The sequence below is a fragment of the Lysobacter sp. Root604 genome, from assembly GCF_001427505.1.
Classification (GTDB): domain Bacteria; phylum Pseudomonadota; class Gammaproteobacteria; order Xanthomonadales; family Xanthomonadaceae; genus Lysobacter.
In genome coordinates, this window is sequence record NZ_LMGS01000010.1 from 240,087 (window position 1) to 266,076 (window position 25,990).

Annotated in this window: 32 protein-coding genes and 2 tRNA genes; 16 read left to right on the forward strand and 18 right to left on the reverse strand. The window is 69.1% G+C overall.

Annotated features, from left to right (window positions below; translation table 11 throughout):
* Window positions 1–16 precede the first annotated feature (16 nt).
* Window positions 17–1,072 carry an NAD(P)-dependent alcohol dehydrogenase gene (locus ASD69_RS16200; RefSeq protein ID WP_056180584.1) on the reverse strand — a complete coding sequence of 352 codons (1,056 nt, stop codon included), beginning with the start codon at window positions 1,070–1,072 and terminating at the stop codon, window positions 17–19.
* 146 nt (window positions 1,073–1,218) lie between these two features.
* Here ASD69_RS16200 and ASD69_RS16205 point away from each other — a divergent pair, with 146 nt between their 5' ends.
* Together ASD69_RS16205 and ASD69_RS16210 are read left to right on the forward strand one after the other, a co-directional pair.
* Window positions 1,219–1,701 (forward strand): YajQ family cyclic di-GMP-binding protein, encoded by a 483-nt coding sequence (locus ASD69_RS16205; protein ID WP_056181266.1) that lies wholly within the window; start codon window positions 1,219–1,221, stop codon window positions 1,699–1,701.
* 10 nt (window positions 1,702–1,711) lie between these two features.
* On the forward strand, window positions 1,712–2,254 hold the full coding sequence (locus ASD69_RS16210) for a DUF1415 domain-containing protein (RefSeq protein WP_056180588.1): 543 nt from the start codon (window positions 1,712–1,714) through the stop codon (window positions 2,252–2,254).
* Window positions 2,255–2,780: 526 nt separating this feature from the next.
* On the opposite strand, the gene ASD69_RS16215 is transcribed toward ASD69_RS16210, so the two are convergent.
* The 3 genes from ASD69_RS16215 to ASD69_RS16225 form a co-directional block, all read right to left on the reverse strand.
* Complete coding sequence (locus ASD69_RS16215; RefSeq protein ID WP_056180591.1) at window positions 2,781–3,491, reverse strand: HAD family phosphatase; 711 nt, start codon at window positions 3,489–3,491, stop codon at window positions 2,781–2,783.
* A gap of 63 nt (window positions 3,492–3,554) precedes the next feature.
* Entirely contained in the window at window positions 3,555–4,256 is a 702-nt protein-coding gene (locus ASD69_RS16220) for a pseudouridine synthase (RefSeq protein ID WP_056180594.1), read from the reverse strand.
* Entirely contained in the window at window positions 4,253–5,344 is a 1,092-nt protein-coding gene (locus ASD69_RS16225; RefSeq protein WP_056180597.1) for a class I SAM-dependent methyltransferase, read from the reverse strand. The genes ASD69_RS16220 and ASD69_RS16225 overlap by 4 nt, the downstream gene beginning before the upstream one ends.
* Before the next feature lie 126 nt (window positions 5,345–5,470).
* Between ASD69_RS16225 and ASD69_RS16230 the strand changes: the two genes are divergently transcribed.
* Both ASD69_RS16230 and ASD69_RS16235 read left to right on the forward strand, forming a co-directional pair.
* Window positions 5,471–6,229: a hypothetical protein gene (locus tag ASD69_RS16230; RefSeq protein WP_056180600.1), complete on the forward strand. Its 759-nt coding sequence runs from the start codon at window positions 5,471–5,473 to the stop codon at window positions 6,227–6,229.
* A gap of 72 nt (window positions 6,230–6,301) precedes the next feature.
* Complete coding sequence (locus ASD69_RS16235) at window positions 6,302–6,559, forward strand: hypothetical protein (protein ID WP_056181269.1); 258 nt, start codon at window positions 6,302–6,304, stop codon at window positions 6,557–6,559.
* A gap of 51 nt (window positions 6,560–6,610) precedes the next feature.
* Here the strand turns inward: ASD69_RS16235 and ASD69_RS16240 are convergent, their stop codons facing one another.
* Together ASD69_RS16240 and ASD69_RS16245 are read right to left on the reverse strand one after the other, a co-directional pair.
* Entirely contained in the window at window positions 6,611–9,106 is a 2,496-nt protein-coding gene (locus ASD69_RS16240; protein ID WP_056180602.1) for an FtsX-like permease family protein, read from the reverse strand.
* The gene (locus ASD69_RS16245; protein ID WP_082576561.1) at window positions 9,103–9,876 is read right to left on the reverse strand and encodes an ABC transporter ATP-binding protein; all 774 of its coding nucleotides are present in this window, start codon (window positions 9,874–9,876) and stop codon (window positions 9,103–9,105) included. The genes ASD69_RS16240 and ASD69_RS16245 overlap by 4 nt, the downstream gene beginning before the upstream one ends.
* 47 nt (window positions 9,877–9,923) lie before the next feature.
* Here ASD69_RS16245 and ASD69_RS16250 point away from each other — a divergent pair, with 47 nt between their 5' ends.
* Together ASD69_RS16250 and ASD69_RS16255 are read left to right on the forward strand one after the other, a co-directional pair.
* On the forward strand, window positions 9,924–10,643 hold the full coding sequence (locus tag ASD69_RS16250; RefSeq protein WP_082576562.1) for an arylesterase: 720 nt from the start codon (window positions 9,924–9,926) through the stop codon (window positions 10,641–10,643).
* Between the two features lie 148 nt (window positions 10,644–10,791).
* Entirely contained in the window at window positions 10,792–11,496 is a 705-nt protein-coding gene (locus ASD69_RS16255; RefSeq protein ID WP_056180605.1) for a YafY family protein, read from the forward strand.
* On the opposite strand, the gene ASD69_RS16260 is transcribed toward ASD69_RS16255, so the two are convergent.
* The 7 genes from ASD69_RS16260 to ASD69_RS16290 form a co-directional block, all read right to left on the reverse strand.
* Window positions 11,493–12,248, reverse strand: coding sequence for a Crp/Fnr family transcriptional regulator (locus ASD69_RS16260; RefSeq protein WP_056180607.1), 756 nt, complete (start codon window positions 12,246–12,248; stop codon window positions 11,493–11,495). The genes ASD69_RS16255 and ASD69_RS16260 overlap by 4 nt on opposite strands.
* A gap of 429 nt (window positions 12,249–12,677) precedes the next feature.
* A complete protein-coding gene (locus tag ASD69_RS16265) occupies window positions 12,678–13,037 on the reverse strand; it encodes a RebB family R body protein (protein WP_055904510.1) in 360 nt (119 codons plus the stop codon).
* An 86-nt stretch (window positions 13,038–13,123) separates the two neighbouring features.
* On the reverse strand, window positions 13,124–13,444 hold the full coding sequence (locus tag ASD69_RS16270; RefSeq protein WP_055904514.1) for a RebB family R body protein: 321 nt from the start codon (window positions 13,442–13,444) through the stop codon (window positions 13,124–13,126).
* A 73-nt stretch (window positions 13,445–13,517) separates the two neighbouring features.
* A complete protein-coding gene (locus ASD69_RS16275; RefSeq protein ID WP_157499235.1) occupies window positions 13,518–14,099 on the reverse strand; it encodes a hypothetical protein in 582 nt (193 codons plus the stop codon).
* A 33-nt stretch (window positions 14,100–14,132) separates the two neighbouring features.
* The gene (locus ASD69_RS16280; protein ID WP_056180615.1) at window positions 14,133–14,360 is read right to left on the reverse strand and encodes a hypothetical protein; all 228 of its coding nucleotides are present in this window, start codon (window positions 14,358–14,360) and stop codon (window positions 14,133–14,135) included.
* Window positions 14,361–14,441: 81 nt separating this feature from the next.
* Entirely contained in the window at window positions 14,442–16,691 is a 2,250-nt protein-coding gene (locus ASD69_RS16285) for a hypothetical protein (RefSeq protein ID WP_056180618.1), read from the reverse strand.
* Window positions 16,692–16,777: 86 nt separating this feature from the next.
* On the reverse strand, window positions 16,778–17,239 hold the full coding sequence (locus ASD69_RS16290) for a hypothetical protein (protein WP_056180621.1): 462 nt from the start codon (window positions 17,237–17,239) through the stop codon (window positions 16,778–16,780).
* Between ASD69_RS16290 and ASD69_RS22015 the strand changes: the two genes are divergently transcribed.
* Window positions 17,232–17,762, forward strand: a complete 531-nt coding sequence (locus ASD69_RS22015; RefSeq protein WP_157499236.1) for a hypothetical protein — start codon at window positions 17,232–17,234, stop codon at window positions 17,760–17,762. The genes ASD69_RS16290 and ASD69_RS22015 overlap by 8 nt on opposite strands.
* 25 nt (window positions 17,763–17,787) lie before the next feature.
* On the opposite strand, the gene ASD69_RS16300 is transcribed toward ASD69_RS22015, so the two are convergent.
* Window positions 17,788–18,027: a RebB family R body protein gene (locus tag ASD69_RS16300; protein ID WP_055904532.1), complete on the reverse strand. Its 240-nt coding sequence runs from the start codon at window positions 18,025–18,027 to the stop codon at window positions 17,788–17,790.
* Between the two features lie 203 nt (window positions 18,028–18,230).
* Complete coding sequence (locus ASD69_RS16305; RefSeq protein ID WP_056180625.1) at window positions 18,231–18,785, reverse strand: sigma-70 family RNA polymerase sigma factor; 555 nt, start codon at window positions 18,783–18,785, stop codon at window positions 18,231–18,233.
* A gap of 198 nt (window positions 18,786–18,983) precedes the next feature.
* Here ASD69_RS16305 and ASD69_RS16310 point away from each other — a divergent pair, with 198 nt between their 5' ends.
* Entirely contained in the window at window positions 18,984–19,580 is a 597-nt protein-coding gene (locus ASD69_RS16310) for a glutathione S-transferase family protein (RefSeq protein WP_056180627.1), read from the forward strand.
* Here the strand turns inward: ASD69_RS16310 and ASD69_RS16315 are convergent.
* The gene (locus tag ASD69_RS16315) at window positions 19,577–20,056 is read right to left on the reverse strand and encodes a hypothetical protein (RefSeq protein ID WP_056180630.1); all 480 of its coding nucleotides are present in this window, start codon (window positions 20,054–20,056) and stop codon (window positions 19,577–19,579) included. The two genes, ASD69_RS16310 and ASD69_RS16315, sit on opposite strands and share 4 nt — an antisense overlap.
* Complete coding sequence (locus ASD69_RS16320; protein ID WP_235567248.1) at window positions 20,053–20,598, reverse strand: sigma-70 family RNA polymerase sigma factor; 546 nt, start codon at window positions 20,596–20,598, stop codon at window positions 20,053–20,055. Before ASD69_RS16320 ends, ASD69_RS16315 begins: the two co-directional genes overlap by 4 nt.
* Window positions 20,599–20,815: 217 nt before the next feature.
* On the opposite strand from ASD69_RS16320, the gene ASD69_RS16325 reads away from it, so the two are divergent.
* The gene (locus tag ASD69_RS16325) at window positions 20,816–21,145 is read left to right on the forward strand and encodes a DUF6249 domain-containing protein (RefSeq protein ID WP_056180643.1); all 330 of its coding nucleotides are present in this window, start codon (window positions 20,816–20,818) and stop codon (window positions 21,143–21,145) included.
* Window positions 21,146–21,224: 79 nt separating this feature from the next.
* Here ASD69_RS16325 and ASD69_RS16330 read toward each other — a convergent pair whose 3' ends face one another.
* Window positions 21,225–21,665, reverse strand: coding sequence for an Lrp/AsnC family transcriptional regulator (locus tag ASD69_RS16330; RefSeq protein WP_056180646.1), 441 nt, complete (start codon window positions 21,663–21,665; stop codon window positions 21,225–21,227).
* A gap of 103 nt (window positions 21,666–21,768) precedes the next feature.
* Between ASD69_RS16330 and ASD69_RS16335 the strand changes: the two genes are divergently transcribed.
* From ASD69_RS16335 to ASD69_RS16360, 7 genes are all read left to right on the forward strand, one after another.
* Window positions 21,769–22,152 carry an antibiotic biosynthesis monooxygenase gene (locus ASD69_RS16335; protein ID WP_056180648.1) on the forward strand — a complete coding sequence of 128 codons (384 nt, stop codon included), beginning with the start codon at window positions 21,769–21,771 and terminating at the stop codon, window positions 22,150–22,152.
* A complete protein-coding gene (locus ASD69_RS16340; protein ID WP_056180652.1) occupies window positions 22,149–22,730 on the forward strand; it encodes a cysteine hydrolase family protein in 582 nt (193 codons plus the stop codon). The genes ASD69_RS16335 and ASD69_RS16340 overlap by 4 nt, the downstream gene beginning before the upstream one ends.
* 125 nt (window positions 22,731–22,855) lie before the next feature.
* The gene (locus tag ASD69_RS22910; protein WP_255357237.1) at window positions 22,856–22,978 is read left to right on the forward strand and encodes a hypothetical protein; all 123 of its coding nucleotides are present in this window, start codon (window positions 22,856–22,858) and stop codon (window positions 22,976–22,978) included.
* A 403-nt stretch (window positions 22,979–23,381) separates the two neighbouring features.
* A tRNA-Leu gene (locus ASD69_RS16345) sits at window positions 23,382–23,455 on the forward strand.
* 3 nt (window positions 23,456–23,458) lie between these two features.
* Window positions 23,459–23,524 (forward strand) — tRNA-Phe (locus tag ASD69_RS16350).
* A gap of 384 nt (window positions 23,525–23,908) precedes the next feature.
* On the forward strand, window positions 23,909–25,039 hold the full coding sequence (locus tag ASD69_RS16355; protein ID WP_056180655.1) for a slipin family protein: 1,131 nt from the start codon (window positions 23,909–23,911) through the stop codon (window positions 25,037–25,039).
* Window positions 25,040–25,144: 105 nt separating this feature from the next.
* On the forward strand, window positions 25,145–25,948 hold the full coding sequence (locus tag ASD69_RS16360; RefSeq protein ID WP_157499237.1) for a hypothetical protein: 804 nt from the start codon (window positions 25,145–25,147) through the stop codon (window positions 25,946–25,948).
* The last annotated feature ends 42 nt before the right edge of the window (window positions 25,949–25,990 follow it).

Sequence of the window (25,990 nt, forward strand, 5' to 3'; positions counted from 1 at the left end):
CCGGGCGCGTCTGCGATCAGGCCGCGTTTTCGAGGCTGGCGATGTCGATCACGAAGCGGTAGCGCACATCGCCCTTGATCATGCGCTCGTAAGCCTCGTTGATCTGGGCGATGTCGATCAGCTCGATATCCGAGGCCACGCCGTGTTCGGCGCAGAAATCCAGCATCTCCTGGGTCTCGGCGATACCGCCGATCATCGAGCCGGCCAGGCGGCGGCGCTTGGTGATCAGCACGCCGGCCGCGACCGGCGCCGGGGTTTCGGGGATGCCCAGCAGCACCATGGTGCCGTCGACCTTCAGCAGCGACAGGTAGGCGTTGTAGTCGTGCTCGCCCGACACCGAGTCGATGATGAAGTCGAAGCTGCGCGCCAGGCGCTTGAACACCGCCGGATCGCGGGTGGCGGCGAAATCCTGCGCGCCCAGGGCCAGCGCGGCTTCGCGCTTGGACTCGGAGGTGCTCAGCACGGTGACCTGCGCGCCCATCGCCGCCGCCAGCTTGACCGCCATGTGGCCCAGGCCGCCCAGGCCGACCACCGCCACGCGGTCGCCGGCCTTGACGCCGTAGTGCTTGAGCGGCGAATAGGTGGTGATGCCCGCGCACAGCAGCGGCGCGGCACGGTCCAGCGGGATCGAGGCGGGAATCCGCAACACGTAGTCCTGATCGACCGTGATCCGGGTCGAGTAGCCGCCGTAGGTGGGCGCGCCGCCGACGCGTTCGTGCGAGTTGTAGGTGCCGGTCATGCCCTGGTCGCAGTACTGCTCCAGGCCGTCACGGCACTGCGGGCACTCGCGGCAGGAATCGACGAAGCAGCCCACGCCGACCGCATCGCCGACCTGGAACTTGTCGACCCCGGCACCGACCTGGGCGACCCGGCCGACGATTTCGTGGCCCGGGACCATCGGGAAGATCGACCCGCCCCACTCGTCGCGTGCCTGGTGGATGTCGGAATGGCAGACGCCGCAATACAGGATGTCGATCAGGACCTCGTTCGGACCGGGCTGGCGGCGTTCGATCGAGTGCGGGGCCAGCGGCGACTGGGCGCTGGCGGCGGCATAGGCGGCGGTCTTGAGCATGTACGGGTCCGGGGACTGGGCGAGAGCGCCAGTCTAGCCAAGCCGGCGTTGCCCGGACGTCAATGCGCGCGCAACGCTACGTGCCGCGGCTGCGCGGCTGCGCTACCCTTTACCTCCCCACCCGCAGCACCGATCCGGATACCGCCATGCCTTCCTTCGACGTCGTCTCCGAAGTCGACACCCACGAACTCACCAATGCCGTCGACCAGGCCAATCGCGAGCTGTCCACGCGTTTCGATTTCAAGGGCGTGGAGGCCAAGTTCGAGCTCGACGACAAGTTCATCAACCAGTCCGCGCCCAGCGAGTTCCAACTCAAGCAGATGCAGGACATCCTGCGCGCGCGCCTGATCGCGCGCGGCATCGACGGCCGCTGCCTGGAGTTCGGCGATATCGAAACCAATCTGGCCGGCGCGCGCCAGAAGATCACCGTGCAGCAGGGCATCGAGCAGAAGCTGGCCAAGAAGATCGTGGCCGCGATCAAGGACGCCAAGCTCAAGGTCGAGGCCCAGATCAACGGCGACAAGCTGCGCGTCAACGGCAAGAAGCGCGACGATCTGCAGACCGCGATCGCCTTACTCAAGGCCAGCGAGTTCGAGCGCCCGCTGCAGTTCGAAAACTTCCGCGACTGAGCCGGCGACCATGGACGCCGAAGCCGAGCCCATCGTCGCCACCCGCCGCTGGCTGGAACGGGCGGTGATCGGGCTCAATCTGTGCCCGTTCGCCAAGGCGGTGGTGGCCAAGGACCAGGTCCGTTACGTGCTCAGCGAGGCGACCACGCCCGAGGCTTTGCTGGAGGAGCTGGCCTACGAGCTGGTCCGGCTGCAGCAGACCGAACCCGATCAGGTCGACACCACCCTGCTGATCCATCCGCGGGTGCTCACGGATTTCCTGGATTACAACGATTTCCTCGACACCGCCGACGCCGCGGTCGAGGCGCTGGAACTGCAGGGCGAGATCCAGGTCGCCAGCTTCCACCCGGATTACCAGTTCGCCGACACCGCCTACGACGAGGTCGGCAACTGCAGCAACCGCTCGCCTTATCCGATGCTGCACCTGCTGCGCGAGGCCAGCGTCGAACGCGCGGTGGCGGCGTTCCCGGATCCGGACGTGATCGTGGAGCGCAATCTGGAGACCTTGGAGAAGCTCGGCATCGAGGGCTGGCGCAAGTTGCTGACGCCGTAAGGTCCAAATCACTCTTGCCTTCGGTCTCTCTCTCTATTGAAAAAGAGTGGTTAGGCGGGGCTGTTCGCTGGTGCTATTCGAGCCAAAAGCAAATCCCCCCTAGCCCCCCTTTTTCAAAGGGGGGGATTCGACATGGACGGTTGGGAGGGAATTCGACATGGAGCGTCGGCGCAGGTTGTTGGCGTGCCCCGAGCCCAGGCCGTTCTCGCGCCTGATCCCCCTCTTTGGAAAAGAGGGGTTAGGGGAGATTTGCTGTTCGCTGGTGCTATTCGAGCAGAAGCAAATCCCCCCTAGCCCCCCTTTTTCAAAGGGGGGGGATTCGACATGGACGGTTGGGAGGGAATTCGACATGGAGCGTCGGCGCAGGTTGTTGGCGTGCCCCGAGCCCAGGCCGTTCTCGAGCCTGGTCCCCCTCTTTGGGAAAGAGGGGTTAGGGGAGATTTGCTGTTCGCTGTTGCTATTCGAGCAGAAGCAAATCCCCCCTAGCCCCCCTTTTTCAAAGGGGGGAAGCAGAGGCGTTGCACGCCTACAGCCCCGCCAGCGCCTCATCGCGCAGCCATGGCGTCAGCAGGGCGTGGGCTTCGTCCATGTTCGCGACGATGCGGTGGCCCAGCGCGCGTACCTCGGCGCTGGGTGCGACCAGGTCCGGAATGTGGATCGGGGTCATGCCGGCGGCCAGCGCCGCGCGCACGCCGGCTGGCGAATCCTCCAGCACCAGGCAGCGTTCGGGCGCCACGCTCAGGCGTTGCGCCGCCAGCAGGTAAATGTCCGGCGCGGGCTTGGGATGCGCGACCTCGTCGCCGCCGACCACCAGCGCGAAATGCGCGAGCAGGCCGGCGCGCTCCAGCTTGTACAGCGCGCGCGGCCGGCGCGTGGAGGTCACCACCGCCGTCGCCATGCCCTGCGCGGCCAGCTGCTCGAGCAAGGCGATCAGCCCCGGCTTCAAGGGCAGGCCCGCGTCGACGCGCACGTCGTACAAGGCCTGCATCGCGTGCAGCAGCGCCTGCACCTGGGCTTCGTCCAGGCGCGTGCGCAACAGGTCGTGGCAGGCGCTGTCGTGCAAACCGACCATCGACAGCCACAAGCCATCTTCCAGGTCGTAGCCCAAATCCTGCGCGGCCTGGCGCCAGCACTCCAACAGCGCCGCTTCGCTTTCGATCATGGTGCCGTCCATGTCGAACAGCACCGCGGCGGGAATGAACTCGAGCGCGGCGGCGCGCGCGGTGTCGGTCAGCATCTTGGGTCCTGCAGGATGTCGGCCCGCGACGCCAGCCGCGGGCGGTGAACGGCGGCGGCCGCTTCAACCGCCAAACAAACGCTCCAGATCGGCCGCGTCCAGCGCGCGCCATTGCCCGGACGGCAGTTCGTCCAGGCCCAGGCCGCCGATGCGGCTGCGATGCAGCGCTTCGACGTGATTGCCGACCGCGGCGAACATGCGCCGCACCTGGTGATAACGGCCTTCGGTCAGCACCAACCGGGCCTGGCGCGGCGCCAGCGTTTCCAGCGTCGCCGGCGCCAGCGGCGTCTTTTCCGACTCCAGCATCAGCGTGCCGCTGGCGAAGGTCGCCGCTTCGTCGCCGCGCAGATCGGAAGCGAGGCTGGCCTCGTAGACTTTGGCCAGGTTGGCCTTGGGCGAGACGATGCGATGCAGCAGGCCGCCGTCGTCGGTGAGCAGCAATAGGCCGCTGGTGTCGCGGTCCAGGCGCCCGACCGTGGACAGCAGCGGCGAGCGCAGACGGAAGCGCGGCGGCAGCAGGTCGTAGACGATGCGGCCGGGGTCCTTGGTCGAACAGGTGTAACCGACCGGCTTGTGCAGCATCAGCACCAGACCCGCGGGCGGATCCAGCGGCGCGCCGTCGATACGGATGCGCTCATGGCCGACCTGATCGTCGGCATACAGCACTTCGCCTTCCGGGTCGGTGATGCGGCCTTCGCGGAACATCGCCGCGACTTCCTTGCGGCTGCCGTAACCCAGATTGCCGATCAACTTGACCAGCTTCATGCGCGCCCCGCCCGGCCGCGCGCGGGCGCGGCCTCTTTGATCGCCTCGACGATCTTAAAACCGCCCTGCTGAGCGACCGTGCGCACCTGCGCGAACCCGGTCTCCAGCGCACCCTCGTAAGGCAGATGGCGATTGGCGACCAGCCACAGCCGGCCGCCGGGATTCAGCGCCTGCGCCGCGACCTCGATGAAGCGGCGGCCGATGTCAGGGCGTTCGGCGCGGCCCTGGGCGTGGAACGGCGGATTGCTGACGATCACGTCGTAGCGCGCGTCGACGCCGGCGGTCACGTCCTGCCAGCGGTAGTCCAGCGCGACCTCGCGCGCCGTGGCCGGCAGGCGGTCGGCGGCTAGGTTCACCCGCGCCAGCTCCAGCGCGCGCGCTTCGGCTTCGTACAGATCCACCGCGACGATGCGCGGACAGCGCGCCAGCAGCTCGGCGGCGAGATAGCCGTAGCCCGCGCCGAAATCGGCCGCGCGCCCAGCCAGATCCGCCGGCAGCTGCGCGGCCAGCAGGGCCGAGGCCGGATCGATGCGGTCCCAGGCGAACACGCCCGGCCGGCTCTGGAACCGCCCGCCCAGGATCGGCCGGATCGCGTCCAGGCCCTGCCATTGCGCGGCCAGCGCGGCATCGGCGGGGCCGTCCAGCGGCGCGCTCCAGAACACCCGGCATTTGTTCTTGGACAACTGCCCGACCGGGCCGACCAGTTTGCCCAGGTCGGCCTCGCCCGAACGCGCGCCTTCGTCGTTGCTCATGCAGGCGACCACGCGCCCACCCGGCGCGGTGCGCGCGAGCGCCCGAGCCATCAGCGCCCGCGCCTCGTCGCGCTGACGCGGCGGCAGCATCAGCACCAGCGGGTAACGCCGCGAGCCGTCGTCCTCGTCCAGGCTCAGACCCGAACGCTGCAAGGCCTCGGCCTGCGGCTTGAAGCTTTGCTCGCAGAGCAGGCCAGGGCGCGGCTGCGCATGCAGCGGCCAACCGTCGCGCGCGCGCAGGAACAACGCTCCCCCCTGCGCGGGCCAGCTCAGCCGGCCTTCGGCGAACGGCAGGAACAGGGTTTCGAGGGCGTTATCGGGTGCGTCAGCGCGCACGGCAGGGTCGAATGCGGATCATCGGACGCATTTTACCCGTCGCCGCGCGCGCACGCCCGTGTCGCGACTGCGCGGCCTTCACGGCGGCCTGCGCTAGGGTGCGGGCCGGCCCCGAGGAGCGACGTCATGCGCCTGCTAGTCCTGCTGTCCGCCCTGTCCATGCCGCTGGTGGCGTGGTGGTCGCAACGCGGCGCGTTCGGCCCCGACAACGCCACCCTCTCCGACCGCTATCCGACCCTGCTGGTCGCCGCGGGTTATGCCTTCGCGATCTGGGGCCCGATCTTTCTCTGCGATGCCCTGTTCGCGTTCTGGCAGTCGCGGCGGCCGCGCGAGCGCGACGCGACCCTGGCGCGCATCCGTCCGGCCGCGACCGCGGGCTTCGCGTTGACGGCGCTGTGGATGCCGGTGTTCTCGCAGCAACGGTTCGGACTGGCGCTGCTGGTGATCTGGGCCGCGCTGGCTTGCATCGGCTGGTGCGCGCTGGTGCTGTCGCGCGATCCCGATCCCCTGCCCGGCCAACGTTGGCTGGCATGGCTGCCGCTGTCGCTGCACGCCGGTTGGCTGTCGCTGGCCGCGCTGCTGGATACGGCGCAGACCATCGTCGCCTACCGCCTGCTACCCAGCGGCGACATGCTGGCCTGGAGCCTGGGTCTGTACGCGGTCGCCGCCGCGTTGCTGCTGACCCTCAACGCGCGCATGCGCGGCAACTGGGCGTACACGCTGGCCGCGCTGTGGGGCTTGGTCGGCGTCTATGTGCAGCAATCGCGTTCGCCCCTGCCCGGCGCGACGGTCGCGGCCTGGGTCGCGCTCGCGATCGCCGCCGTGTTGGCCGCGCAGAGCCTGTGGCTGCGTCGGCGCGCGACCGCGCCCGCGCGCGCGGGGTGAGGCGAACGTCGGCTTCATGCCGCCGCAACATCGGTCGCGCCATGCTGCATGCAAAACGAAGGAACCCAGCGCATGCGAGCTCTTTTCATCGGCGGTATGGTCGACAACAGCGAACTCGACCTGGACGGCGAACAGCCGCCGCGCCACTACCCCGAGAACACCGGCGGCGGGCGCCCGCGTTACCGCCTGCACCACACCGGCCGCCGCGACGGCGCGGTCGCGTACGCGGTGTATGCCGCGCCCGAGCTGGCCGACGAGGAAGTCGAACGGGTGGCCGAAGAGCGCGGCTACGCGCGCCGCTTCCAGGCCGAGCCGCACTCGGAGGCCTGAGCGCCTCGCGCCTGCGCTCGCAACGGCGAACGCAGGCGCCGCGAAGGGCGGCTAGTTCTGCAGCTCGCGCAAGGTCACCGACGGCGGCGCATCGAGCACGCGCCGGGTCGCGTACAAGCCCGCGAGCAGGGCCGCGATCAGGCCCAAGGCGGCGCCGACCGCGCCCATAAGCCAGTCCACGCGCCAAGGCAGGTCGAACACCTGGGTCGCGATCACGCCGGCCAGCACCGAGGCCGCGGTCGCCGCGACCAGGCCCGCGAGCAGGCCGATCGCCGCGAACTCGGAAGCCTGGGCCAGACGCAGCTGGCGGCGGCTGCCGCCGAGCACGCGCATGACGCCGCCTTCCAGCAACCGCTCATCCTGGCTGGCGCTGACCGCGGCCATCAGGACCAGCACGCCGGCCACCAGCGAGAAATAGAACACCACTTCGACCACGGTCGAGACCTGGTCGGCGGTGCCGCGCACCTGCTTGAGCACGGCGTCGACGTCGATCACCGACAGGTTGGGGAAGCGCGCGACCAGGTCGGCGGTGAAGCGCGTGCGCTGCGGCGGCACGCTGACCGCGGTGATGTAGCTGGCCGGATAGCCGTCCATCGACCCCGGCGAGGCGATCACGAAGAAGTTGGGACGGAAGCTTTCCCAATCGACGCTGCGCAGGCTGGTGATGGTGGCCTGGAACGGCTGCCCGGCGATGTCGAACGCGACCCGGTCGCCCAGCTTCCAGCCCAGTTGCTCGGCGAAGCCTTCTTCGACCGAGACCTCGGGCCGCGCGGGCTTGGCCTCGCCCCAGAAACGGCCAGCGGTGACGCGGTTGTCGTCGCGCAGTTTCGCCGCCACCGACAGATTGAATTCGCGTTCGGCCAGCCGCTGCGCGCGCTCGCCCTGGTCGGCGTAGTCGGCGCCGGTGACCGGCTTGCCGTTGCGCGAGACCAGGCGGCCGCGAATCATCGGATACAAGGTCGGCGCGGCGATGCCCTGCTCGCTCATGAAGCTGCGCACCGGCGCGAGCTGATCGTCCTGCACGTTGATGATGAAGCGATTGGGCGCATCGGCGGCCAGCGCGAGCTGCCAGCGATCGAGCAGATCGGTGCGCACGAAGGTCAGCAGCAGCAAGGCCATCAGGCCCAGGCCCAAGGCCGAGACCTGGGCGATGCTGGTGCCGGCGCGGCGGCTGACGTTGGCCAGGCCGTAACGCAGGCTGCCGCGCAGGCGCGAACGCAGGCGGCGCACCGCCACGATCAGCAGCCAGGCCAGCAGCGCCAGCACCGCCAGGGTACCGGCGATGCCGAGCAGCATCGCCGTGCCCAAGGCCGCCGAACCGGCCTTCCACCACAGCAGCGCGCCCAGGCCGGCGAAACCGGCCAGCGCGACCAGCCAGGCGCTGGGCTCGGTGGTATCGAGGTCGCGGCGCAGCACCCGCAAGGCCGGCACCCGACGCAGCGCCAGCACCGGCGGCGCGCCGAACGCGAGCAGCACGACCAGGCCGACGCCGTACCCCTGCAGTGCCGGCAACAGCCCGGCCGGCGGTATCGACAGCTTTAAGGCCTGCGCCAACCAACTGCCGACCAGCCATTGCAATCCGAACGCGAGCAGCACGCCGACCGTGCAGGCGACCAGGCCCAGCATCAGCAGCTCGCCCACGTGCACGCCGACCAGGGTGCGCTGGCTGGCGCCGAGGCAACGCATTACCGCGGTGCCGGACAGATGGCGCTCGCTGTGGCGTCGCGCGGCCATCGCCACCGCGACCGCCGCCAGCACCACCGACACCAGCGCGGCCAGGCCGAGGAAGCGGCCGGCGCGGTCCAGCGCGGAGCGGATTTCCGGGCGCGCGTCGCTGATGGTTTCCAGGCGCTGGCCACGGCCCAGCGCGGGACGCGCGGCGGCGACGAAACGCTCGACCGCGGCGGCGTCGCCGGCGATCACCAGGCGATAGCGGATGCGGCTGCCTTCCTGGATCAGGCCGGTGGCGCCGACGTCACCGAGGTTGAGGAAGACCTTGGGCGCGATATTGAAGTAATCCAGTGCGGCGTCGGGCTCCTGCACCACCAGCGCGGCGAGGGTGAAACGCGCATCGCCGATCGCGATGCTGTCGCCCAGCGCGGCGCCCAGGGTGTCGGCGCCGGCGCGGCTCATCCAGATCGTGCCGCGCGCGGGCACGCCGTCGGCGTCGCGTTCGCCGCCGCGGTCGGCGACGCGGAACGCGCCGCGCAGCGGAAAGCCTGCGCCCAGCGCGCGCAGTTCGCCCAGTTGCAGGCGCTCGCCGACCCGGATCATGGTCTGCAGCTCCATGGTCTCGGTGCAGCGCAAGCCGTCGCGCTGCGCGGCGGTGCGCAAGGCGCCCGCGATAGGCGCGTCGGCGCGGACCACGGCGTCGCCGCCGAGCAGGCGGTTGGCCTCGATCGCCAGCGCGCGCTCGGCGCGATCGGTGACGAAACCCACCGAGGTCACCGCCAGCACGGCCAGCACCAGCGCGGCGAACAGGATGCGCACGTCGCCGGCCTTGAAATCGCGACGCAGCTGGCGCCAGGCCAGCCCCAGCGTCCTCACGGCACCAGCCTGCCGCTGTCCAGGCGCAACATGCGGCCGCAGCGCTGGGCCAGATGCTCGTCGTGGGTGACCAGGACCAGGGTGGTGCCGGCATCGGCGTTGAGTTCGAACAGCAACTCGATGATGGCCTGGCCGGTGTGGGTGTCGAGATTGCCGGTGGGCTCGTCGGCGAACAGCAGCGAGGGTCGGGTCACGAACGCGCGCGCCAGCGCCACGCGCTGTTGCTCGCCGCCGGACAATTGGCGCGGATAGTGCCCCAGGCGCTGGCCCAGGCCGACCTTGTCCAGGATCGCCCGGGCCGGCCCTTCGACTTCGCGATCGCCGCGCAGCTCCAGCGGTAGCATCACATTCTCCAGCGCGGTCAGCGAAGGCAGCAGTTGGAAGCTTTGGAACACGAAGCCGACCTTGGCGCCGCGCACGCGGGCGCGGCCGTCCTCGTCCAGCGCCGACAGGGGCTCGCCGTCGAGGGCGACGCTGCCGCTGCTGGGCGTGTCCAGGCCGGCCATCAGCGACAGCAGGGTGCTCTTGCCCGAGCCGGACGCGCCGACGATGGCGACGGTATCGCCGCGCGCGATCTCGAAACCGACCCCGTCGAGGATGGTCAGTTCTTCGTCGGGCAGGGCGACGCGCTTGCCCAAACCCTCGACCCGCAACGCGGGCGCGGCATCGGCGGACGCGGCCCCGGCATCGCGGCGGGCGCCGCCGCGGCGGCCCGCATCACGCTGAACGGAATCGACGCGTACGGCGTGCACTTGAATGGAATCGGCCATGATCGTCCTTATGCTTGCTCCAGCGACATCATCCGGAGGCCTTATTAATGACGCTTAATAAACAAGGATATGCGGCATCGCGGCGCCGGCTTCAATGGGCCATCGGTACCGGCTCCCTGGCCCTGGTGCTGGCGTGCGCCCTGATCGCGACGCCGCTGCAGGCCCAGCCCGCGCGCGCGCAGCCGGCCGCCGCGGCGCCGGCGCCCGCGGCCAAGGCCGCGCGCACCGTGCTGGTGATGGGCGATTCGCTGTCGGCCGGTTACGGCCTGGCGGCCTCGCAGGGCTGGGTCGCATTGACCGCGCAACGCGTGGCCCAGACCCGTCCGGGTTGGCGCGTGGTCAACGCCAGCATCAGCGGCGAAACCACAGCCGGCGGCGCCGCGCGCATCGCCGGCGAACTCGCGCGCCACAAACCCGCGGTGGTGGTGATCGAGCTGGGCGCCAACGACGGCCTGCGCGGCCTGCCGCTGGCGCAGAGCCGGGCCAATCTGGAGCGCATGATCGCCGCTGCCCAGGCCGGCAAGGCGCGGGTGCTGCTGATCGGCATGCGCATGCCGCCGAACCTGGGCCGCGAATACACCCAGGGCTTCGAACGCAATTACGCCGAACTCGCCCAGCGCCACGGCGCGGCGCTGCTGCCGTTCCTGCTGGAACCGATCGCGCTGGACCGCCAGGCGTTCCAGGACGACAACCTGCATCCGGTGGCAAGCGCGCAACCCAAGCTGCGCGACCACGTGTGGACCCAGCTGGGGCCGTTGCTGCGCTGAGCGCGGCGACGCGCACCCCTTGGCAGCCGCGTAAGCCGCGATCGCGCGACCGCGTCGGCGGAGGTCGCCGCGCGTCCGACGCCACGCACATGCGCGCCGCGTCCACGCGCTTGCTATCGTGCGCAGCCGACCCCGCCGCCACGACCGCATGAGCCGTACCGAACGCCTGTTCGACCTGATCGAGGCCCTGCGCCGGCACCGCCAGCCGATCGCGGCGGCCAGCCTGGCGCAGGAGCTGGGCGTATCGCTGCGCACGATCTACCGCGACGTGCAGACCCTGGTCAGCCTGGGCGCGCCCATCGACGGCGAGGCCGGCGTCGGCTATCTGCTGCGGCCCGGTTTCTTCCTGCCGCCGATGAACTTCGCCCAGGACGAGATCGAGGCGCTGGTGCTGGGCGCGCGCTGGGTGCAACGCCAGGACGATCGCGCCTTGTCGCTGGCGGCCAGTAATGCGCTGGCCAAGATCGCCGCGGCCGCGCCGCGCGACCTGCGCGACGCGATCGGCGAAATCGGCCTGTGGGTGTCGCCCAGCAACGCCCAGCGCGGCGCGCCCACCACCATGCAGCGCGTGCGCGACGCCATGCGCGACGAACGCAAGCTGCGCATCCGCTACGGCGGCGGCGACGGCCAGCAAAGCGAGCGCACGATCTGGCCGCTGGCGCTGGCCTTCTTCGACCACGCGCGCGTGGTCGGCGCCTGGTGCGAGTTGCGCGGCGACTACCGCCATTTCCGCCTCGACCGCATCGCCTCCCTGGACGTGCTGCCCGAGCCGCTGCCGCGGCGGCGCGGCGCGCTGCTCAAGGAGATGGTCGCGCAGTTGTACGCGCCCCACCTGCCCGCCGACGAACGCTAGTTCGGCTTGGCGCGCGCACGCGGCTCCGCGCGCACGAAATCGCGACCCAGATAGGCCTTGCAGCGGAACTGGTCGATGTCGTTGATGCGCAGGATGTTGCGGCGTCGGCTCACCAGGCCGCTGCGATGCCAGGTCTGCAGCTGCGCGTTCAACTTCGGCCGGCTGGCGTTGACCATCGCGGCCAGGATGCTCTGGGTCGGCGGCAGCGCGACCTCGAAGCCGTCGACCGCGGCGCGACCGCCGTCGTGCATGATCGACAGCAGATAGCGCGCCAGGCGCGACTCCAGGCGATGCAGGCACATGGTCTCCAGGCTGTCGACCGCCTTGCGCAGTCGCAGGCACAAGGTCGCGTGCGCGCGTTCCAGCAGCACAGGTTCGGAGGTCAGCGCCGGAAAATGCCGCCGCGACAGCAGCAGCACGCGCGCCGGGCCGTAGGCGATGGCGGTGAAGTTGCGGTCCTTGGCGTCTAGCAAGGCGGTTTCGTCGACGGTCTCGCCGGCCTCGATGGTGTCGACGATCAGTTCCTGGCCGTCGGGGCCGTACAGGATCTTGTAGATCCGACCGCGCGCGACCAGGGCCAGGAAATCGCTGGGATCGTTCTTGAGGAACAAGGCCTGGCCGTCGCGCAGCGTGCGTTCGGTGGCGTTGCGGGCGACGTGCTCGAGCAAGGTGTCGGGCAAGCCCTGAAACAGCGGGGATTGCTCCAGAATCAACTGCCTTGCGCGTGCGTTGGCGGAACGGTCCAGCGTCATGCACATGCGCACGACCACACGCGCGAAGGGGGGCGCGCGCCGGCACGAGAGGCCGAAAACGCGAAAGCGACCGCCGTATGGCCGTCGCTGCCGGACGATCGGCGATGGGCAAGCATGCAGCCTACGCGACGCCGGTGCCGTAGGCCGCCGCTGCGTGACGAACGATCCATATTCGATCCCCTGCCGCCGCCAACCGTAGCTGCGCCGGCCTCTGCCGCGATCGGCGGGCGCCCATCCATTGGGCCGCCTGCGGTTCGTTCGCGGTCGTTCCCTGGGTCCGGAGCGAGGCCGCGTGGGCGGCGACGCATCCGGGCTGGTGCGGGGCCGACTGCCGGCGCGGGCGCCGGCGGACTGCCTCGCGGACGCGGCATCGGGGGCCGCCGCATCCCTTGCGTCCGGCGTCGGGTGTCGCGCCCGACGCCTTCCGCGTTACGGAGAACCGCTGTTCAAACCCTTGACCGGCTTGGTCCCGGTGAAGGCCTTGAGCACGGTCATCAGGCTGCTCAGGTTGTCGGACACGCCGGTCTGAGCGACCTTCTCGGTCGCGCCCGCGGCGGCCGTGGTGTCGAGCGTGTAGATCTGCATCACGCCCTGGTTGGCGGCGGCCAGCGCCAGCGTATTCTGCTGCTGCTGCGCGGCTACGGCGTTCTCGAACAAGATGCCGGTCGAGTGCGCCAGGCTCTGGTAGATCGAGCCCATCGCGAAGGCCGGCGCTTCGCCGATCACCTTGACGTTGGACTGGGTTACAGCATCGGTGATCTGGTCGTTGACGGCGGTGGGAAATGCCATGAGGTCATCCTCGTTATGCGGTCGTCAGGAACATGCGCGCCTGGGAGATCCGGCAGATGGCGCGGTGGCCATCGGCCGGGGATCCCTTACTTGAAGGCGTTGAGCACGGTGAGCAGGCTGGTCAGGTTGTCGGAAACGCCGGTCTGGGCGACCTTCTCGGTCGCACCCGCGGCAGCGGTGGTGTCGAGGCTGTAGATCTGCATCACGCCCTGGTTGGCGGCGGCCTGCGCCAGCGTGTTCTGCTGCTGCTGCGCGGCGATCGCGTTCTGGAACAGGATGCCGGTCGAGTGCGCCAGGCTCTGGTAGATCGAGCCCATCGCGAAGGCCGGCGCTTCGCCGATGACCTTGACGTTGGATTGGGTGACAGCATCGGTGATCTGATCGTTGACGGCGGTCGGGAAAGCCATGGTTTAACTCCTCGGGGTCGTGTACGGCCCATGCCGTACGTTTCAATGAACGCTGCGGAACCCGCCTTGTGAATCAGGCGGACGACGCGGCGGACGGGGACTTGCGGGCGCCGGCCTCGGCGCGCCCGGCTTCGAGCACGGCCTCGATCTGGCGCGTGAGCGGGCCGTACTGGCGCTCGAAACAGGCCTCGACTTCGGCCTTGATCAGGATCGCGAGGCGGTCGGCGATCTGCGCGATCGCCAGCTGCGCGGCCGCGGTTTCGCCCTCGCCGGCGCCCTTCAGCTGCGAGGGCCGCAGGTCGCCGAGCGTGCGCGACGACTCCAGCAAGCGCAGGATCGCCTGCTCCTCGCGGGTCAGCGGGGCCGCCTTTGCCGCGCCCTTGGCGGGCGCGGCGGCGGCGTCGGCGGGCGGGGCGTTGGCCGCGCCGAGCACGGTCTTCATCGCCGCCTCCACGCGCTGCCGGCCCTGATCGACGATATCGGCGGCATGGCGCCGGGCCTGGTCGGTATAGCCGCCCAGCACCGCCTCGTTCGCGCTCAGGGTGGTGAGGAACTCGGCCAGTTGCTTGCGCTCGTCCTCGTCCAGGTCGTGTCCCAGCCACTGGCGCGCGAACTCATGCACCTGCTCGGTCAACTCGTTCCGGCTTACGGTCATGGCACTACTCGCGGTTGTCAGGGGCACGGGCGCTTAGCGCGCACGCAGCAGTTGGGTGAGCGCGCGCAGCACATCGGGCTGCATCAGGCGCTCGAGCACTTTCACCAGCTCGGGGTCGAGCGCCTTGTCGGCCACGGCGGTCGCGGGTGGCGATGCCGACGGCGATGCGGGCGCCGAGGAATCCGGCGATTTCCCCGGCGCGGTCGGCGCGTCGGGACCGTCTATCTCTTCGTGCAGCAGGTGTTCGACGAGGTCGTTCATCGCAAGCTCCTGGCGGTGCCCGCCGCGCGCGCCGCGCGGCCGGGCTGAAAGGCGTCCGCGCCGCAGCCGGACGCATGGCGTTCACTTCTTCGGCTTGGGGCGGCGCAGCGTGACCACCGAGGCAGGCGACTTGAAGCCGTCCATCGCCTCCAGGCCCAGGCCGTCCGACAGGACCAGGGTGACGTTGGGATCGACCGTGGTCTTCCAGTAGTCGGTGGCGATGTTCAGCACCAGTTGCTGCAGAGACACCATGGTCTGGTCGAGTACGCGGGTCTGACCGGCGGGCAACAGTTGGTAGGCCAGCAGGATCACCATGCGCAGGAACTCGTCCTGGATGTCGGTGTGCTCCACGCCCTGACCGTCGGCGCCCAGCAGGTAGGAGCGCCAGTTGTTGAACAAAGTCAGCACGCGGGTCAAGGCGTCGAACCAGTAGGACTTGATCGTGGTCTGGCCCGCCAATTGCAGCACCAGCTCGCAATACAGCTGGTAGTAGTCCGCGATGTTGCTCTGGTTGCAGATCGGCGCCATGCCCGCGGTCAGCTCGCCGTACAGCCAGGTCTTGTTGGCCTGATCGTTCAGCACATCGGCCACGCTGGTCTGCGCGCGCACCATGGCGATGAACTGCGCCACCTGGGCCTGCTCCAGCGCGTTCGCGCCCAGGTAGGCCACCGCGTTGCCGGCCTGATGCAGCACGTCGGTGTCGATGTAGCCGTCCAGATGGCGGAAACCGCGATTGATGCGATAGCCCTCGACCGAGTCGAACAGGCCGGAGGCGCCGGTGATCGCGTTGCTGCCCAGGTTGGTGTCGAAAGCGATCAGCGGATAGCGCTGCGCCATGTAGTTGCGGTAATAGAACGCGTGGCCGAGCCGGATCGCGAACTGCTGGCTGCCGGAGAAGAAGCTGTACCAGCTCTGCGACTGGGTCGCCGGCACGGTGTCCAGCGATTCGCTCATCGCCATTTCGCTGCGCTTGCCGTTGTAGGCGACGATCGCGATGCTGGCCGGGCTGTTGATGTCGAAGCGGCGCAGGGTGCAGCCGCCGTGGGTCAGGGAATCGCTGCGGAACAGCTCGTCGAACAGGCCGGCGACGTCGCTCTTCTTGCGCGGCGTGGCGCCGCGGCTGCCGCGCGGTTCGTCGTCGCGCCGGCCCTGGGCGGTGGCCAGGCCGCGCGCGATGTAGGCGGAATAGGCGGGATAGAAGGTCTCGTTCGGCGCTTCGGCGGCGTTGGCGTAGTAGTAGCCGATCATCGAACGGTTGTCCGCGGTCGAGGCCGCGCCCTCGCCGCAATGCACGTGGCAGATCAGCTGCGCCGAACGCGCGCCCTTGCCCGTGCCGAAGCACTTGCCTAACGCGGCCTGGTTCTCGAACAGGAATTTGAAGAATTGCTTGTAGTCGGCGACCTTGGTCTCGGTGCCCAACAAGTCGATGCCGATCACCGTGCTGGGGCCGGGCTCGACCAGCAGCGGCAGGATTTTTTCGGTGAGCTCGGCGCTCAGGCGCTCGCCCGGCATGTAGCCGGCCGAGGTATGCACCAGCAGGCGGTAGTTGCTGGGGTCCTTCGGGTACAGGGCGTTGAAGGACTGCGCGATCTGGTCGGCGATCTCGATCTCGTCGAAACCCATCGCGGCCTGGTTGCAGCGCACGCCGCTCTGATACAGATATGCGTAGGTCGCCAGCATCCACTGGTCGTAGCGGCCGGCGTATTTGGGATCGCGCATCACCGCCTTCATCAGGCTGGAACGGGTCTTGTAGCAGTCGTCGAAGGGCGTGTACTTGTTGGCGCTGTAGATCTTGTTGTTGAAGTAACGCAGGATCGCGATGAGCTCGGGGTTGTAGGGGCCGCTGGGGTCCGGCTGCACGCGTGCGCGCAGCAGGCCGCGAATCTCTTCGTACAGCTCCGGGCTGGTGGCCGAGGCGTTCAACATCGCCGACGACAGGGCCCAACGCCTGGCCAGCACCACGCAGGCGACGTAGATCGACTCGGCCGCGCATTCGCCGCGCTCGTACTGGGCCTTGTTGGCCTTGGTCGCCACGATGGTGAGCGGATTGCCCTCGATCATCATCTGCAGCGCCAGATCGAACAGCACCACCGTGCCCTCTTCGATCGCGTACTTGCCGGTACCGCCCATGATCCCCACCAGCGACAGGCGCTGGCCCTTGGGCAGGCTCACTTCGACCGGCCGCTGCAGTTTCGCGGTGCGGTAGCTGATCTGATAGTCGGTGGATGCGTCCAGCACGCCCTCCACCGGCAGGATGCCGCCGAAGTGGCTGTGATAGTCGAACGGATACTGCTGCATCGCGACCGGCTTGGTCAGAGAGAAAAAGGCCATGGACGGGGCTCCTAAGGTCTGCGCCGCAAGGCGGCATTCGGGTCCGGAGCGCATCGCGGCGACGCGCTCTCGCGGGGGGCGTCAGGTCAGGACGACGCGCTCTTGTGGTTCTGCAGCACGCTGGCGTACTTGGAGATGCTCTGGTCGATGCGATCGATGGCGAAGCTGGCGGCCTCGGCCTCCATCGCACCGGCGGCGGCGGCGACCGCGGCCGCGGCGCCCATCAGGATGTCGGTGGCGAGCACGCCGAGCGCGTCCTCGGCGGCCTTCTCCAACTGGTTCTCGACCAGGTTCTGGGTCATCTCCTTGAGCAAGATGCCTTGGCTGGCCAACGCGAGCTTGCTGACGCCGTCGAAGTAGGCGGCCGCCGACTGCGCGACCAGGCCGGCCGCCTGGGTGATCATCATGTTGGGCGGGATCGCGATCTGCGACGGCGCGTACTGCGCGGTCTCGGCGTTGCTCAGCTGCACGGCCTGCACGATCTTCTGATTGAGCGCGTCGGTCGGCGGGTTGGCCGCGGCGGACTGGGCCAGCATCTGGGTGTTCATCGTCGCCAGCACGCTGGGCGGCGGCGGCGTGGGCGGCGCGGGCGGGGTGACCGGTGGCGTCGGCGGATCCGATGCGGTGCCGGAGCCGGTCGTGCCGGAACCGCCACCGCCCGATCCGCCAGCGCCGGAACCGGTGGTCCCGGCCCCGGTGCTGCCGCTGCCGGTCGTACCCGATCCCGTGGTACCGCCGCCGGTCGTACCCGCGTCGGTCGTGCCGGAACCTGTCGCAGCGGAGCCCGTCGTGCCGGAACCGCCCGCGGCATCCCCCGCCGCGGCGGTGGTCGCACTCGGCGTGGCGCCTGCATCGGCCTCCGCGGCAGGCGTTATCGCGGGCGTCGCAGCCGTGTCCGCGGTGGTCGCCGTCGCGGGCGTCGCAGGATCGGCAGGCATCGCCGCGGCCGCCGGAGCAGCGGGTGTTGCGGATGTTGCGGGCGTGGTCGGCGAGCCGGGCGTCGCCGGCGTCGTCGTGGATGCGGTAGGCGGTTTGTTCCTGTTCCAGAAAGGCATGGCGCTACTCCCCTAATCAACGTCCGTTGTCGCGGGGGCCGTCATGACGACTTCTCGCCTATGGCCATGATCAGACCGACCGCCTTGGACACCACCGCGGTCGAGATCTGGTTGAGCACTTGCTGGCTGTGCACGGCGTTCTGCAGCGACAGGCCGGCCGAGTGGCTGGCGACCTGGTAGAGCGCGGCGATCGCCTGCGCGGGGGCCTCGGCCACGACCTTGACGTTGGTCTGGGTGACGGCATCGGTAATTTGCGAATTCACGGGCGTGGTGTCGGCCATGGACCTGTCCTTGGGAGTCGCGTGTTTGATGGAGTCCCCGACCAGCGCCGCGCCGAGGCGTTCCGCCGCGCGTGCCCGAAACCCGGCACGCGCGGCGTCCTGTGGCCGTACGACGGCGCGGAGGCGGCGTCGGCGTGCGGCGTTTGATGCGATAGCTATGGGTTAAACGCGCCGCGTCCGATTCTGTGAACGCGGCCGCGCCCTCAATCGCGATCCACCGCGACCTTGATCCGCTCGCGCAGCAGCTGGACCCGCTTGCGCGCCAGCGGTTGGTTGATCGCCAGGCGCTCGGCGATCGCCGGGTACGGCAGGTCGTCGATGAAGCGGTAGACGAACAGGCGCTTCTGGTCGCGGCTGAGCGAGGCGACTGCGGCGATCACCCGGCCCAGCTGCTCCTCCAGCTCCATGCGCTGCAGTGCGGACAGGTCCAGGCCCTGGGCCACGCCCTCGGCCTCGATATCGACGCCTCGGTCGAAGACCTCGCCGTCGCGGCCGTTGCGGCGCACGCTGTCCAGGAACACGTGGCGCAGCACCACGAACAGGAAACCCTCGGGGTCGCTCATCGCGTCCGGCGAGCGGCGCATGAACAACAGGGCCTTGATGGCGGTGTTGGCGAGCAAGTCGTCGGCGCGGTCGCGGTGGCCGTCCGAGAGCCGGCGGGCGCGCCGGTCGAGCTCCGGCTTGGTCGCTCGCCAGGCTTTCACGAACATTTCGTCGGCTAGGCCCAGTTCTTGCGATCCATCGCCCGGCTTGTTCATCACCAACACCTCCTGTGTTGAGTACACACAGGCGAGTCTGGTGAGACGCTCACGGAAAGGCTGTTACCTGGGTGACACAGCGGGGCGATTTTCCACTACTGACAAAACCTGTCAGCCCCCTCGCTTACAAACACCCCGTGGCGGGCGCGCTTCCGGCGCCCGGTCCGCCGGGTTCCCGCGCCATGTCCGAGGCCGATCATGTTGACCTTCTATCACGCGCCGCGATCGCGCTCTTCCAGCATTCTTTATCTGCTCGAGGAACTGGGCGTCGCCTACGACGTCCTCCAGATCGACATCCACGCCGACGACGGCGCGCCGGAAAGCTACCGCGCGATCCATCCGCACAAGAAGGTGCCGGCGATCGTGCACGACGGCGTGGTGGTGATCGAACGCGCGGCGATCTGCGTCTATCTGGCCGATGCGTTTCCGCAGGCCGGCCTCGCGCCGGCGATCGACGACCCCATGCGCGCGGCGTATCTGAGCGCCTTGGTGTACGCCGACGCCGTGTTCGATCCTTGCCTGACCGCGCATGCGCTGGGCTGGCAATACGCGTCGCGCGCATTCCCGTTCGGCGCTTACGAAGACATGCTGGCGTATCTGGAACGGCGCTTAAGCGCGCACGCCTACGCCGCCGGCGCGCGCTACAGCGCGGCCGACACGCAATGGGCCGAAGGCCTGGATCGGGGCATGCGACTGCTCGGGACGATCCCGGAGCGGCCGGCGTTCAAGGCGTACCTGACGCGGATCGCGGCGCGGCCGGCGTTCCAGCGCTATCGCGCGTCGGCCTACGCTTAGGCGGTGCGCGCGTGGCGGTCGCGACCGCCGAAATCGGACATGCGGTCCCATAGCCAGGTGCCGCCCGCGCACAGCCCCAGTACCGGCAGCCAGGCGCCCAGGCCGGACGGCATCCGCGCCAGCGGCGCGGCGATCGCGTCCCACCACGCGCCGCCGTAGCTGGCGACCACGTACAGCGCGACCGCGGCCATGACCAGGATCAAGCCGTTGAGCAGCCATTGTTCGAGGCGGTCGCCGAGCGTGGCGCTGGCCTCGACCCGACGCGCCACCTGGGCCGCGAAATCGGCCGGCAGCGGCTCCATCGCCGGCGCGCGCAGCGCGCGCACCAGCAAACGGTACTGGGCCACGCGCGCATCGCCGGCGTCCATCGGCAGGCCGGCGCGCTCGTCGCGCAGCGCGCGCTCCTGCGCCAGCCATTCCTGGGCTTCGCGCTGCTCGCGATCGTCGGGCGGTGGCGGAGTGTGGGACATGTTCATGCGGTGACTCCCATGCTGGACTGCAGGCGCTCGCGCAGCAAGGCCCGGGTCCGGAACAAATGGCTCTTGATCGTACCCTCGGCGAGGCCGGTGATGCGCGCGATCTCGACGATCGGCACCTCGTCCAAGTGATACAGGGTCAGCAAGGTCCGCTGCAGCGGCGGCAGCGCCTCGATCTGGGCGTGCAGGGCGGCGGCGACCTCGGCGTCGGCGCAGGCCGCCTCCAGGTCGAAGCCGTCGCTGACCTGGTCCAGCGGCGACAGCGCGTCCTCGTCGTCGGCGACCTCGAGGATGGGGATGCGCTTGCGCTCCAGATGGCGCTTGGCCACCGAGTAGGCGACCTGGCCCATCCAGGACTTCAGCGCGCTCTCGTAGCGGTACTGGTGCAGGCACTGGTGCACGCGCAGGAACGCTTCCTGGCAGAGCTCGCGGGTGTCGTCCGGTTGGCGGACCATGCGCTGGATGATGTGCCAGCACAGGCCTTGGTACTCGCGCACCAGACGCTCGAACGCGCCCGGCGCGCGCGCCAGTACGGCGTCCACGAGCGCGCGATCGTCGTTTGCGGCGGGCGGCGGGGCGGTCATCTAGGGCAGTGGATACGTCCCGGGGGCGAATGGTTGCAATGCCGGAGCACAATTTTTGAGAACTGCCGCCCGCCCCCGCCTGGACCGGTGGCCGCCGGCCGGCCATGCTGGGGTCTGCAACCGTTCCGACTGTGGCCGTATCCATTGCCCCGAGCCCCAAACCCGAGACCGTGCCATGGATCTAGACTCCCTCATCCCCATCACCCTGTTCCTCTGCATCACCTACGCGATCAAGTTCGTGGTCGACGCCCGTTTCCGCAGCAAGCTGATCCAGCAAGGCAGCGGCTCGGAAGAACTGATCCGCTCGCTGGTCCAGGGCGACGATCAGCGCCGCCGCCACGCCTCGCTGCGCTGGGGCGTGCTGGCCCTCACCCTGGCCGTCGCCTTCGGCCTGATCGAGGCCTTCGGCTGGCGCGAGGTGACCCCTGGCGTGATCGCCCTGCTGCTGGCTGCGACCGGCCTGGGCAACCTGGCTTACTACGCGCTTTCGCGCCGCCTTTCGTGAATGCGGGCCGGCGCATCCGCGCGATCGGATGCGCCCGGGCCAGCACGCACGCGCCCTGGCGGCGCGTGCGCGCCTCGCGCTAGCCGCTCATGCGATCCAGCATGGTGCGCAGCACCGGGATCGTGGTGACATCGTCCACGCCCTTCATCGCCATCACCACCTCACGCAGATCGGCCAGTGCGCCCGGCGACTCCACCTGCACCAGCGCCATCAGATCGATCTCGCCGGCGACACTGTGGCAGAACCGCAGTTGCGGCAGCTGCGCCAGCAAGGGCATCACGTCGTCGCAGCTGAAGCCGTCCGCATAACGCACCAACAGCCAGGCCTGCAGCGGGTCGCCGTCCTTGCCCAGGCGCACGGTGTACTGCGCGATCACCCCGCCCGCCTCCAGCCGCTGCAGGCGCTCCTGCACGGTGCTGCGCGACAGGCCCACCGCCTTGGCCAAGGCGACGGTGGACAGCCGCGCATTGTCCTGCAGCAGGGCGATCAACTGGCGATCGGTGGCGTCCAGCGCTTTCATGGTCGGATCCGGCGATATGTCGGTGCGACCGGCATTGTGCCGGGTTGAGACCGGCACCGGCGAGTGCGCACAGTAGCCGTCACCCCCCTGCCGCGTGCACGCCATGTCCGACACCGACCGCAGCCAGCGCTTTGCCGCGCTGCCGCCGCCGCCCTACTACGCGGTGATCTTCTCCTCGCAGCGCAACGGCCGCGACGAGGCCGGCTATGCGGCCACCGCCGAGCGCATGGTCGAGTTGGTGGTCGAACAGCCCGGCTTCCTCGGCTACGAATCCACGCGCGACGGCAGCGGCTTCGGCATCACCGTGGCCTACTTCGACAGCGAGGCCGCGATCGCGGCCTGGCGCATGCACGCCGAACACACGCTCGCGCGCGAGCGCGGCCACCGCCTCTGGTACCAACGTTTCGAACAACGCGTGGCCCGCGTCGAGCGCGCCTACGGCGGCCCTCGCCCCGCTCCCACCCTACCCGACGAGACCACGCCATGAAGCTGGACCCGCGCAGCACTGCCCTGATTCCGATCGACGTACAGCAGGGCTTCGACTATCCGCCCTGGGGCCCGCGCAACAATCCGGCCATGGAGGCCAACGGCCTGCGCCTGCTCGCGGCCTGGCGCGAAGCCGGCCTGACGCCGATCCACGTCCGTCATGACTCGGTGATCGAGGGCTCGTCCTTGCAGCCCTCGCATCCGGGCAACGCGTTCCGGCCCGGGTTCGAGCCTTTGCCCGGCGAAGCGCTGGTGAGCAAGTCGGTCAACGCCGCCTTCATCGGCACCGATCTGGATCTGCGCCTGCGCCGGCTCGGCATCGACTGCGTGGTGCTGTTCGGCATCAGCACCGACATGTGCGTATCGACCACCGCGCGCGTGGCCGCCAACCTGGGTTACCGCGTGCTCGTGGTCGCCGACGCCTGCGCCTGTTTCGATCTGCGCGACGAACACGGCCGCGTCATCGCCGCCGACGATATCGCGCGCGCGCACCTGGCCACGTTGCGCGCCGAGTTCGCCGAAGTCGTCGATAGCCAGGACGTGATCGCGTCGCTGCATGCGCGGTCGCACGCGGCGTGATCGCGACGCATGCATCGCAACGACCGTTGATGAGGCGACGAACGGTCTTGCAACTAAAATTTAACGGGCGTAATGTGCGCCACCTCGGCCCAGCGCGGCCACACGCAGACTTCGAATCTTCCGCCATGAACCTCTTCATCGACCTCGCCAAATCGCTCCAGCCGCGGCCCCTGCGCCACGGTAAGGACGCGTGCGCGCCGATGAACGTCGGCGATCGCATCGAAGCGCAGCTGCGCACTCCACACTGACCTTGCCTATGCGGGAGGTCGGTGACCCCGACCTCCCGAGGAACGCGAACGCCCTCGGATTCGAAACCCGGGGGCGTTTTGTTTTCAGCGTCCGCCAAGGATCGTTTTTCCCCCTAATTCAGCGGCTTCCAGCCGGCCCCGAAGCATCCGCGCGCGTTTGCGCGCCGCAGGGGCAATGCCGTCGAGGCGCCGCGAGGCGCTGTGTCCGGATGCTTCGGCACGGGCGGTGCGGTGGGAGATCGCAAGGCATAGGGCGCATGCGCCCACACGAATTGGCGTCTGGTGACAGACGCCAATGCGAAACATCGATCGAACGTTCCACAGCGGCACGGGTTCGCATCCCGTCCGGTGCGCGCGGCCCTGCCGTGGCGTATGCCGTGGTGCGCCAGCGGTGTTTCGAACAGCGACGTTAGCTCAGCTAGGTAGAGCAGCGGACATAGCGTCCGCGGGTCGTCGGTTCGAATCCGGCACGTCGCCACTGGATAGCTCAGATGGGTAGAGCATCGGATCAAAACTCCGAGTGTCGCGGGTTCAAATCCCGCTCCAAAACTGCCTCTTAAGCAGTCGGTGATACCGGGGACGAAAGTCCCCACCCGGAAACGCCCCTTGCGGCGTTTCGACCGACACCGCGCTACGGCGTGGCGGAGGACGGAACGCCGCAGCGGCGACGACGCCGGACCCGCGCCCGCGAGGCGACGGACCGCGACGGACGGCCGGACGCGACAGCGTCGCGCACCGGCTCCGCCACGGACCGCGCCGAGCGCGCGCGGGTTCCGCGCCGACGCCGTCGGGGGCGCTTCCATCCCATTCCTGCGAGCGCCGCATCCGCGAGCGATCGCAATACCACCGCTGCGCGCGACGAACGATCCGGTCGCGCGCACTCCACCACGACCGGATCGAAACCCGCAGAACCAGCAAGGAGACATCATCATGTTCTGGACACAACGGGTGGTGGTCGGCGATGCCGAGCGCGCCCTGATTTACCGAAACCGCCGCTTCGATCGCGTGCTGGGCCCCGGCGTGCACCGCGTGTACGGATGGCGCGCCCGCGTCGAGGTCCTGCTGTACGGCATCGCCAAGCCGGAGTACGCGGGCAATGACACCGACGCGTTGGTGGCCGCGCTGGGCGCGCGCCTGGACGAGCACTTCGCCCTGGCCGACATCGGCGTCGACCAGGTTGGCCTGGTGATGAAGAACGGCAAGCTCGAGGACCTGCTCGCGCCGGGCTCGCGCAAGCTGTACTGGAAGGGCCTGGTCCCGATCGAGGTGGTCGCCACGACCCTGTCGGCGGGACTGGAGCTGCGCAGCGACATCGCTCAGCGTCTGCGCCAGATCGGCCTGCTCGATCGCGTCGCCCTGGCGGTGACCGTGCCCAACGAATCGGCCGGTCTGCTCTACGTCGACGGCAAGCTGGTGCGCACGCTGGACGCCGGCAGCTACGCCTACTGGAACTTCCAGAAGAACGTCGCCGTCGAGCTGGTCGAGCTGCGCGTGCAGTCGGTCGAGGTCTCGGGCCAGGAACTGTTGACGCGCGACAAGGTATCGCTGCGCGTGAACCTGGCCGCGAGCATGCGCGTGACCGATGCGGTCGCCACGCGCAGCAAGGTCGCCAAGGTCAACGACTACCTGTACCGCGAGCTGCAGTACGGCCTGCGCAAGGCGGTCTCGGCCAAGACCCTGGACGAACTGCTCGGCGACAAGGCCTCGCTGGATGCCGACATCTACGGCTACGTGCGCGACCAGCTCGACGGTCTCGGCGTGGAAGTGCTGGGCGTGGGCGTCAAGGACGTGATCCTGCCGGGCGAGATGAAGGAGATCCTCAACGGCGTGGTGCAGGCGGAGAAGACGGCCCAGGCCAACGTGATCCGCCGCCGCGAGGAGGCCAACGCCACGCGCAGCCTGCTCAACACCGCCAAGCTGATCGAGGACAGCCCGACGCTGATGCGCCTGAAGGAGCTGGAGGCGCTGGAGAAGGTCACCGAGAAGATCGACAAGCTCACCGTCTTCGGCGGCCTGGACGGCGTGCTCAAGCAGCTGGTCAGCCTCAAGAGCGGCGGCTGAAGGGGTGATCCGTGGAATCCCGGATGACGACTCGGCCGCCGCCCCACACCGAGAACGCCGCTCCCCAGGGAGCGGCCATCGCATCCCATTCCATTGGAAACTCTTATGCGTAAGGACATGTACAAGGTCATCGTGGAACGGCCGCGGCGCGGAGGTCGCTACAGCAGCGAACGCCGCCCCTCGACCGATCCCGAGGACCAAACCCAGCACGAAAGCCTCAAGTTCCGCCATCGCTCGCACAAGTGGCTCAACGAGAACCTCACCCCGCTGCGGCGCTACCTTGAGGCACAGGTGGGCCGGCGCTGGGACCAGGTCTACTCGGAGCTATGCGCGCGCATCGACCGCCGCAACACCGTGCAGCAGCACATCCACCAGCACCTCGACCAGTTCGTCGCGCTGCGGGTGGTCGTGTTCGACGGCAGGCTCCACCTCGATCATGGCTGGGGCGGCCTGAAATCGCTGAGCGATCCCTGGGCGCCGAAGTTGTACGTGGATCCGGACAGCGGCCTGCTGCTGGACAACCGCAGGGCGATCGCGGCCAGGCGTGCGCTGCGGCGTCTGCGCGCGGTCGAACGTGCGGCGCAGGCGTCGCCGGATCTGCGTCGCGTCGACGAACTGCATCAGCTGCGTCGCATCGACGGCATCTGGTACGAGGTCGAACTGGCCGCGTTGCCCGAAACGGCCGCGCTGACGAGCGTACGCGGCAGGCCGGCCCAGTTCACGATGCCGTTCGATGTGATCGCCAAGCGTCCGGCCCGCTGGATCGGCAAGCCCTGCGGGCATCGCGCTTGCGAGGCCTGCAAGCCCTACGGCCGCAGTGGCCTGTACGCGCGCAGCAAGCGCCAGCTGAATCGGCACGAGCTGCAGCGTTATGGCTTGCGCAACCACGATGGCGAACGCCTGCACTAGAGAAGCAATCGGTGGCGCCGCGCAAGTCGCGGCGCCACCGCA

Coding starts and splice junctions, on each gene's coding strand:
- ASD69_RS16200 (WP_056180584.1), bottom strand. CDS start 1,072: ATGCTCAAGACCGCCGCCTATGCCGCCGCCAGCGCCCAGTCGCCGCTG.
- ASD69_RS16205 (WP_056181266.1), top strand. CDS start 1,219: ATGCCTTCCTTCGACGTCGTCTCCGAAGTCGACACCCACGAACTCACC.
- ASD69_RS16210 (WP_056180588.1), top strand. CDS start 1,712: ATGGACGCCGAAGCCGAGCCCATCGTCGCCACCCGCCGCTGGCTGGAA.
- ASD69_RS16215 (WP_056180591.1), bottom strand. CDS start 3,491: ATGCTGACCGACACCGCGCGCGCCGCCGCGCTCGAGTTCATTCCCGCC.
- ASD69_RS16220 (WP_056180594.1), bottom strand. CDS start 4,256: ATGAAGCTGGTCAAGTTGATCGGCAATCTGGGTTACGGCAGCCGCAAG.
- ASD69_RS16230 (WP_056180600.1), top strand. CDS start 5,471: ATGCGCCTGCTAGTCCTGCTGTCCGCCCTGTCCATGCCGCTGGTGGCG.
- ASD69_RS16235 (WP_056181269.1), top strand. CDS start 6,302: ATGCGAGCTCTTTTCATCGGCGGTATGGTCGACAACAGCGAACTCGAC.
- ASD69_RS16245 (WP_082576561.1), bottom strand. CDS start 9,876: ATGGCCGATTCCATTCAAGTGCACGCCGTACGCGTCGATTCCGTTCAG.
- ASD69_RS16250 (WP_082576562.1), top strand. CDS start 9,924: ATGACGCTTAATAAACAAGGATATGCGGCATCGCGGCGCCGGCTTCAA.
- ASD69_RS16255 (WP_056180605.1), top strand. CDS start 10,792: ATGAGCCGTACCGAACGCCTGTTCGACCTGATCGAGGCCCTGCGCCGG.
- ASD69_RS16260 (WP_056180607.1), bottom strand. CDS start 12,248: ATGACGCTGGACCGTTCCGCCAACGCACGCGCAAGGCAGTTGATTCTG.
- ASD69_RS16265 (WP_055904510.1), bottom strand. CDS start 13,037: ATGGCATTTCCCACCGCCGTCAACGACCAGATCACCGATGCTGTAACC.
- ASD69_RS16270 (WP_055904514.1), bottom strand. CDS start 13,444: ATGGCTTTCCCGACCGCCGTCAACGATCAGATCACCGATGCTGTCACC.
- ASD69_RS16275 (WP_157499235.1), bottom strand. CDS start 14,099: ATGACCGTAAGCCGGAACGAGTTGACCGAGCAGGTGCATGAGTTCGCG.
- ASD69_RS16280 (WP_056180615.1), bottom strand. CDS start 14,360: ATGAACGACCTCGTCGAACACCTGCTGCACGAAGAGATAGACGGTCCC.
- ASD69_RS16285 (WP_056180618.1), bottom strand. CDS start 16,691: ATGGCCTTTTTCTCTCTGACCAAGCCGGTCGCGATGCAGCAGTATCCG.
- ASD69_RS16290 (WP_056180621.1), bottom strand. CDS start 17,239: ATGAACACCCAGATGCTGGCCCAGTCCGCCGCGGCCAACCCGCCGACC.
- ASD69_RS16300 (WP_055904532.1), bottom strand. CDS start 18,027: ATGGCCGACACCACGCCCGTGAATTCGCAAATTACCGATGCCGTCACC.
- ASD69_RS16305 (WP_056180625.1), bottom strand. CDS start 18,785: ATGAACAAGCCGGGCGATGGATCGCAAGAACTGGGCCTAGCCGACGAA.
- ASD69_RS16310 (WP_056180627.1), top strand. CDS start 18,984: ATGTTGACCTTCTATCACGCGCCGCGATCGCGCTCTTCCAGCATTCTT.
- ASD69_RS16315 (WP_056180630.1), bottom strand. CDS start 20,056: ATGAACATGTCCCACACTCCGCCACCGCCCGACGATCGCGAGCAGCGC.
- ASD69_RS16325 (WP_056180643.1), top strand. CDS start 20,816: ATGGATCTAGACTCCCTCATCCCCATCACCCTGTTCCTCTGCATCACC.
- ASD69_RS16330 (WP_056180646.1), bottom strand. CDS start 21,665: ATGAAAGCGCTGGACGCCACCGATCGCCAGTTGATCGCCCTGCTGCAG.
- ASD69_RS16335 (WP_056180648.1), top strand. CDS start 21,769: ATGTCCGACACCGACCGCAGCCAGCGCTTTGCCGCGCTGCCGCCGCCG.
- ASD69_RS16340 (WP_056180652.1), top strand. CDS start 22,149: ATGAAGCTGGACCCGCGCAGCACTGCCCTGATTCCGATCGACGTACAG.
- ASD69_RS22910 (WP_255357237.1), top strand. CDS start 22,856: ATGAACCTCTTCATCGACCTCGCCAAATCGCTCCAGCCGCGGCCCCTG.
- ASD69_RS16355 (WP_056180655.1), top strand. CDS start 23,909: ATGTTCTGGACACAACGGGTGGTGGTCGGCGATGCCGAGCGCGCCCTG.
- ASD69_RS16360 (WP_157499237.1), top strand. CDS start 25,145: ATGCGTAAGGACATGTACAAGGTCATCGTGGAACGGCCGCGGCGCGGA.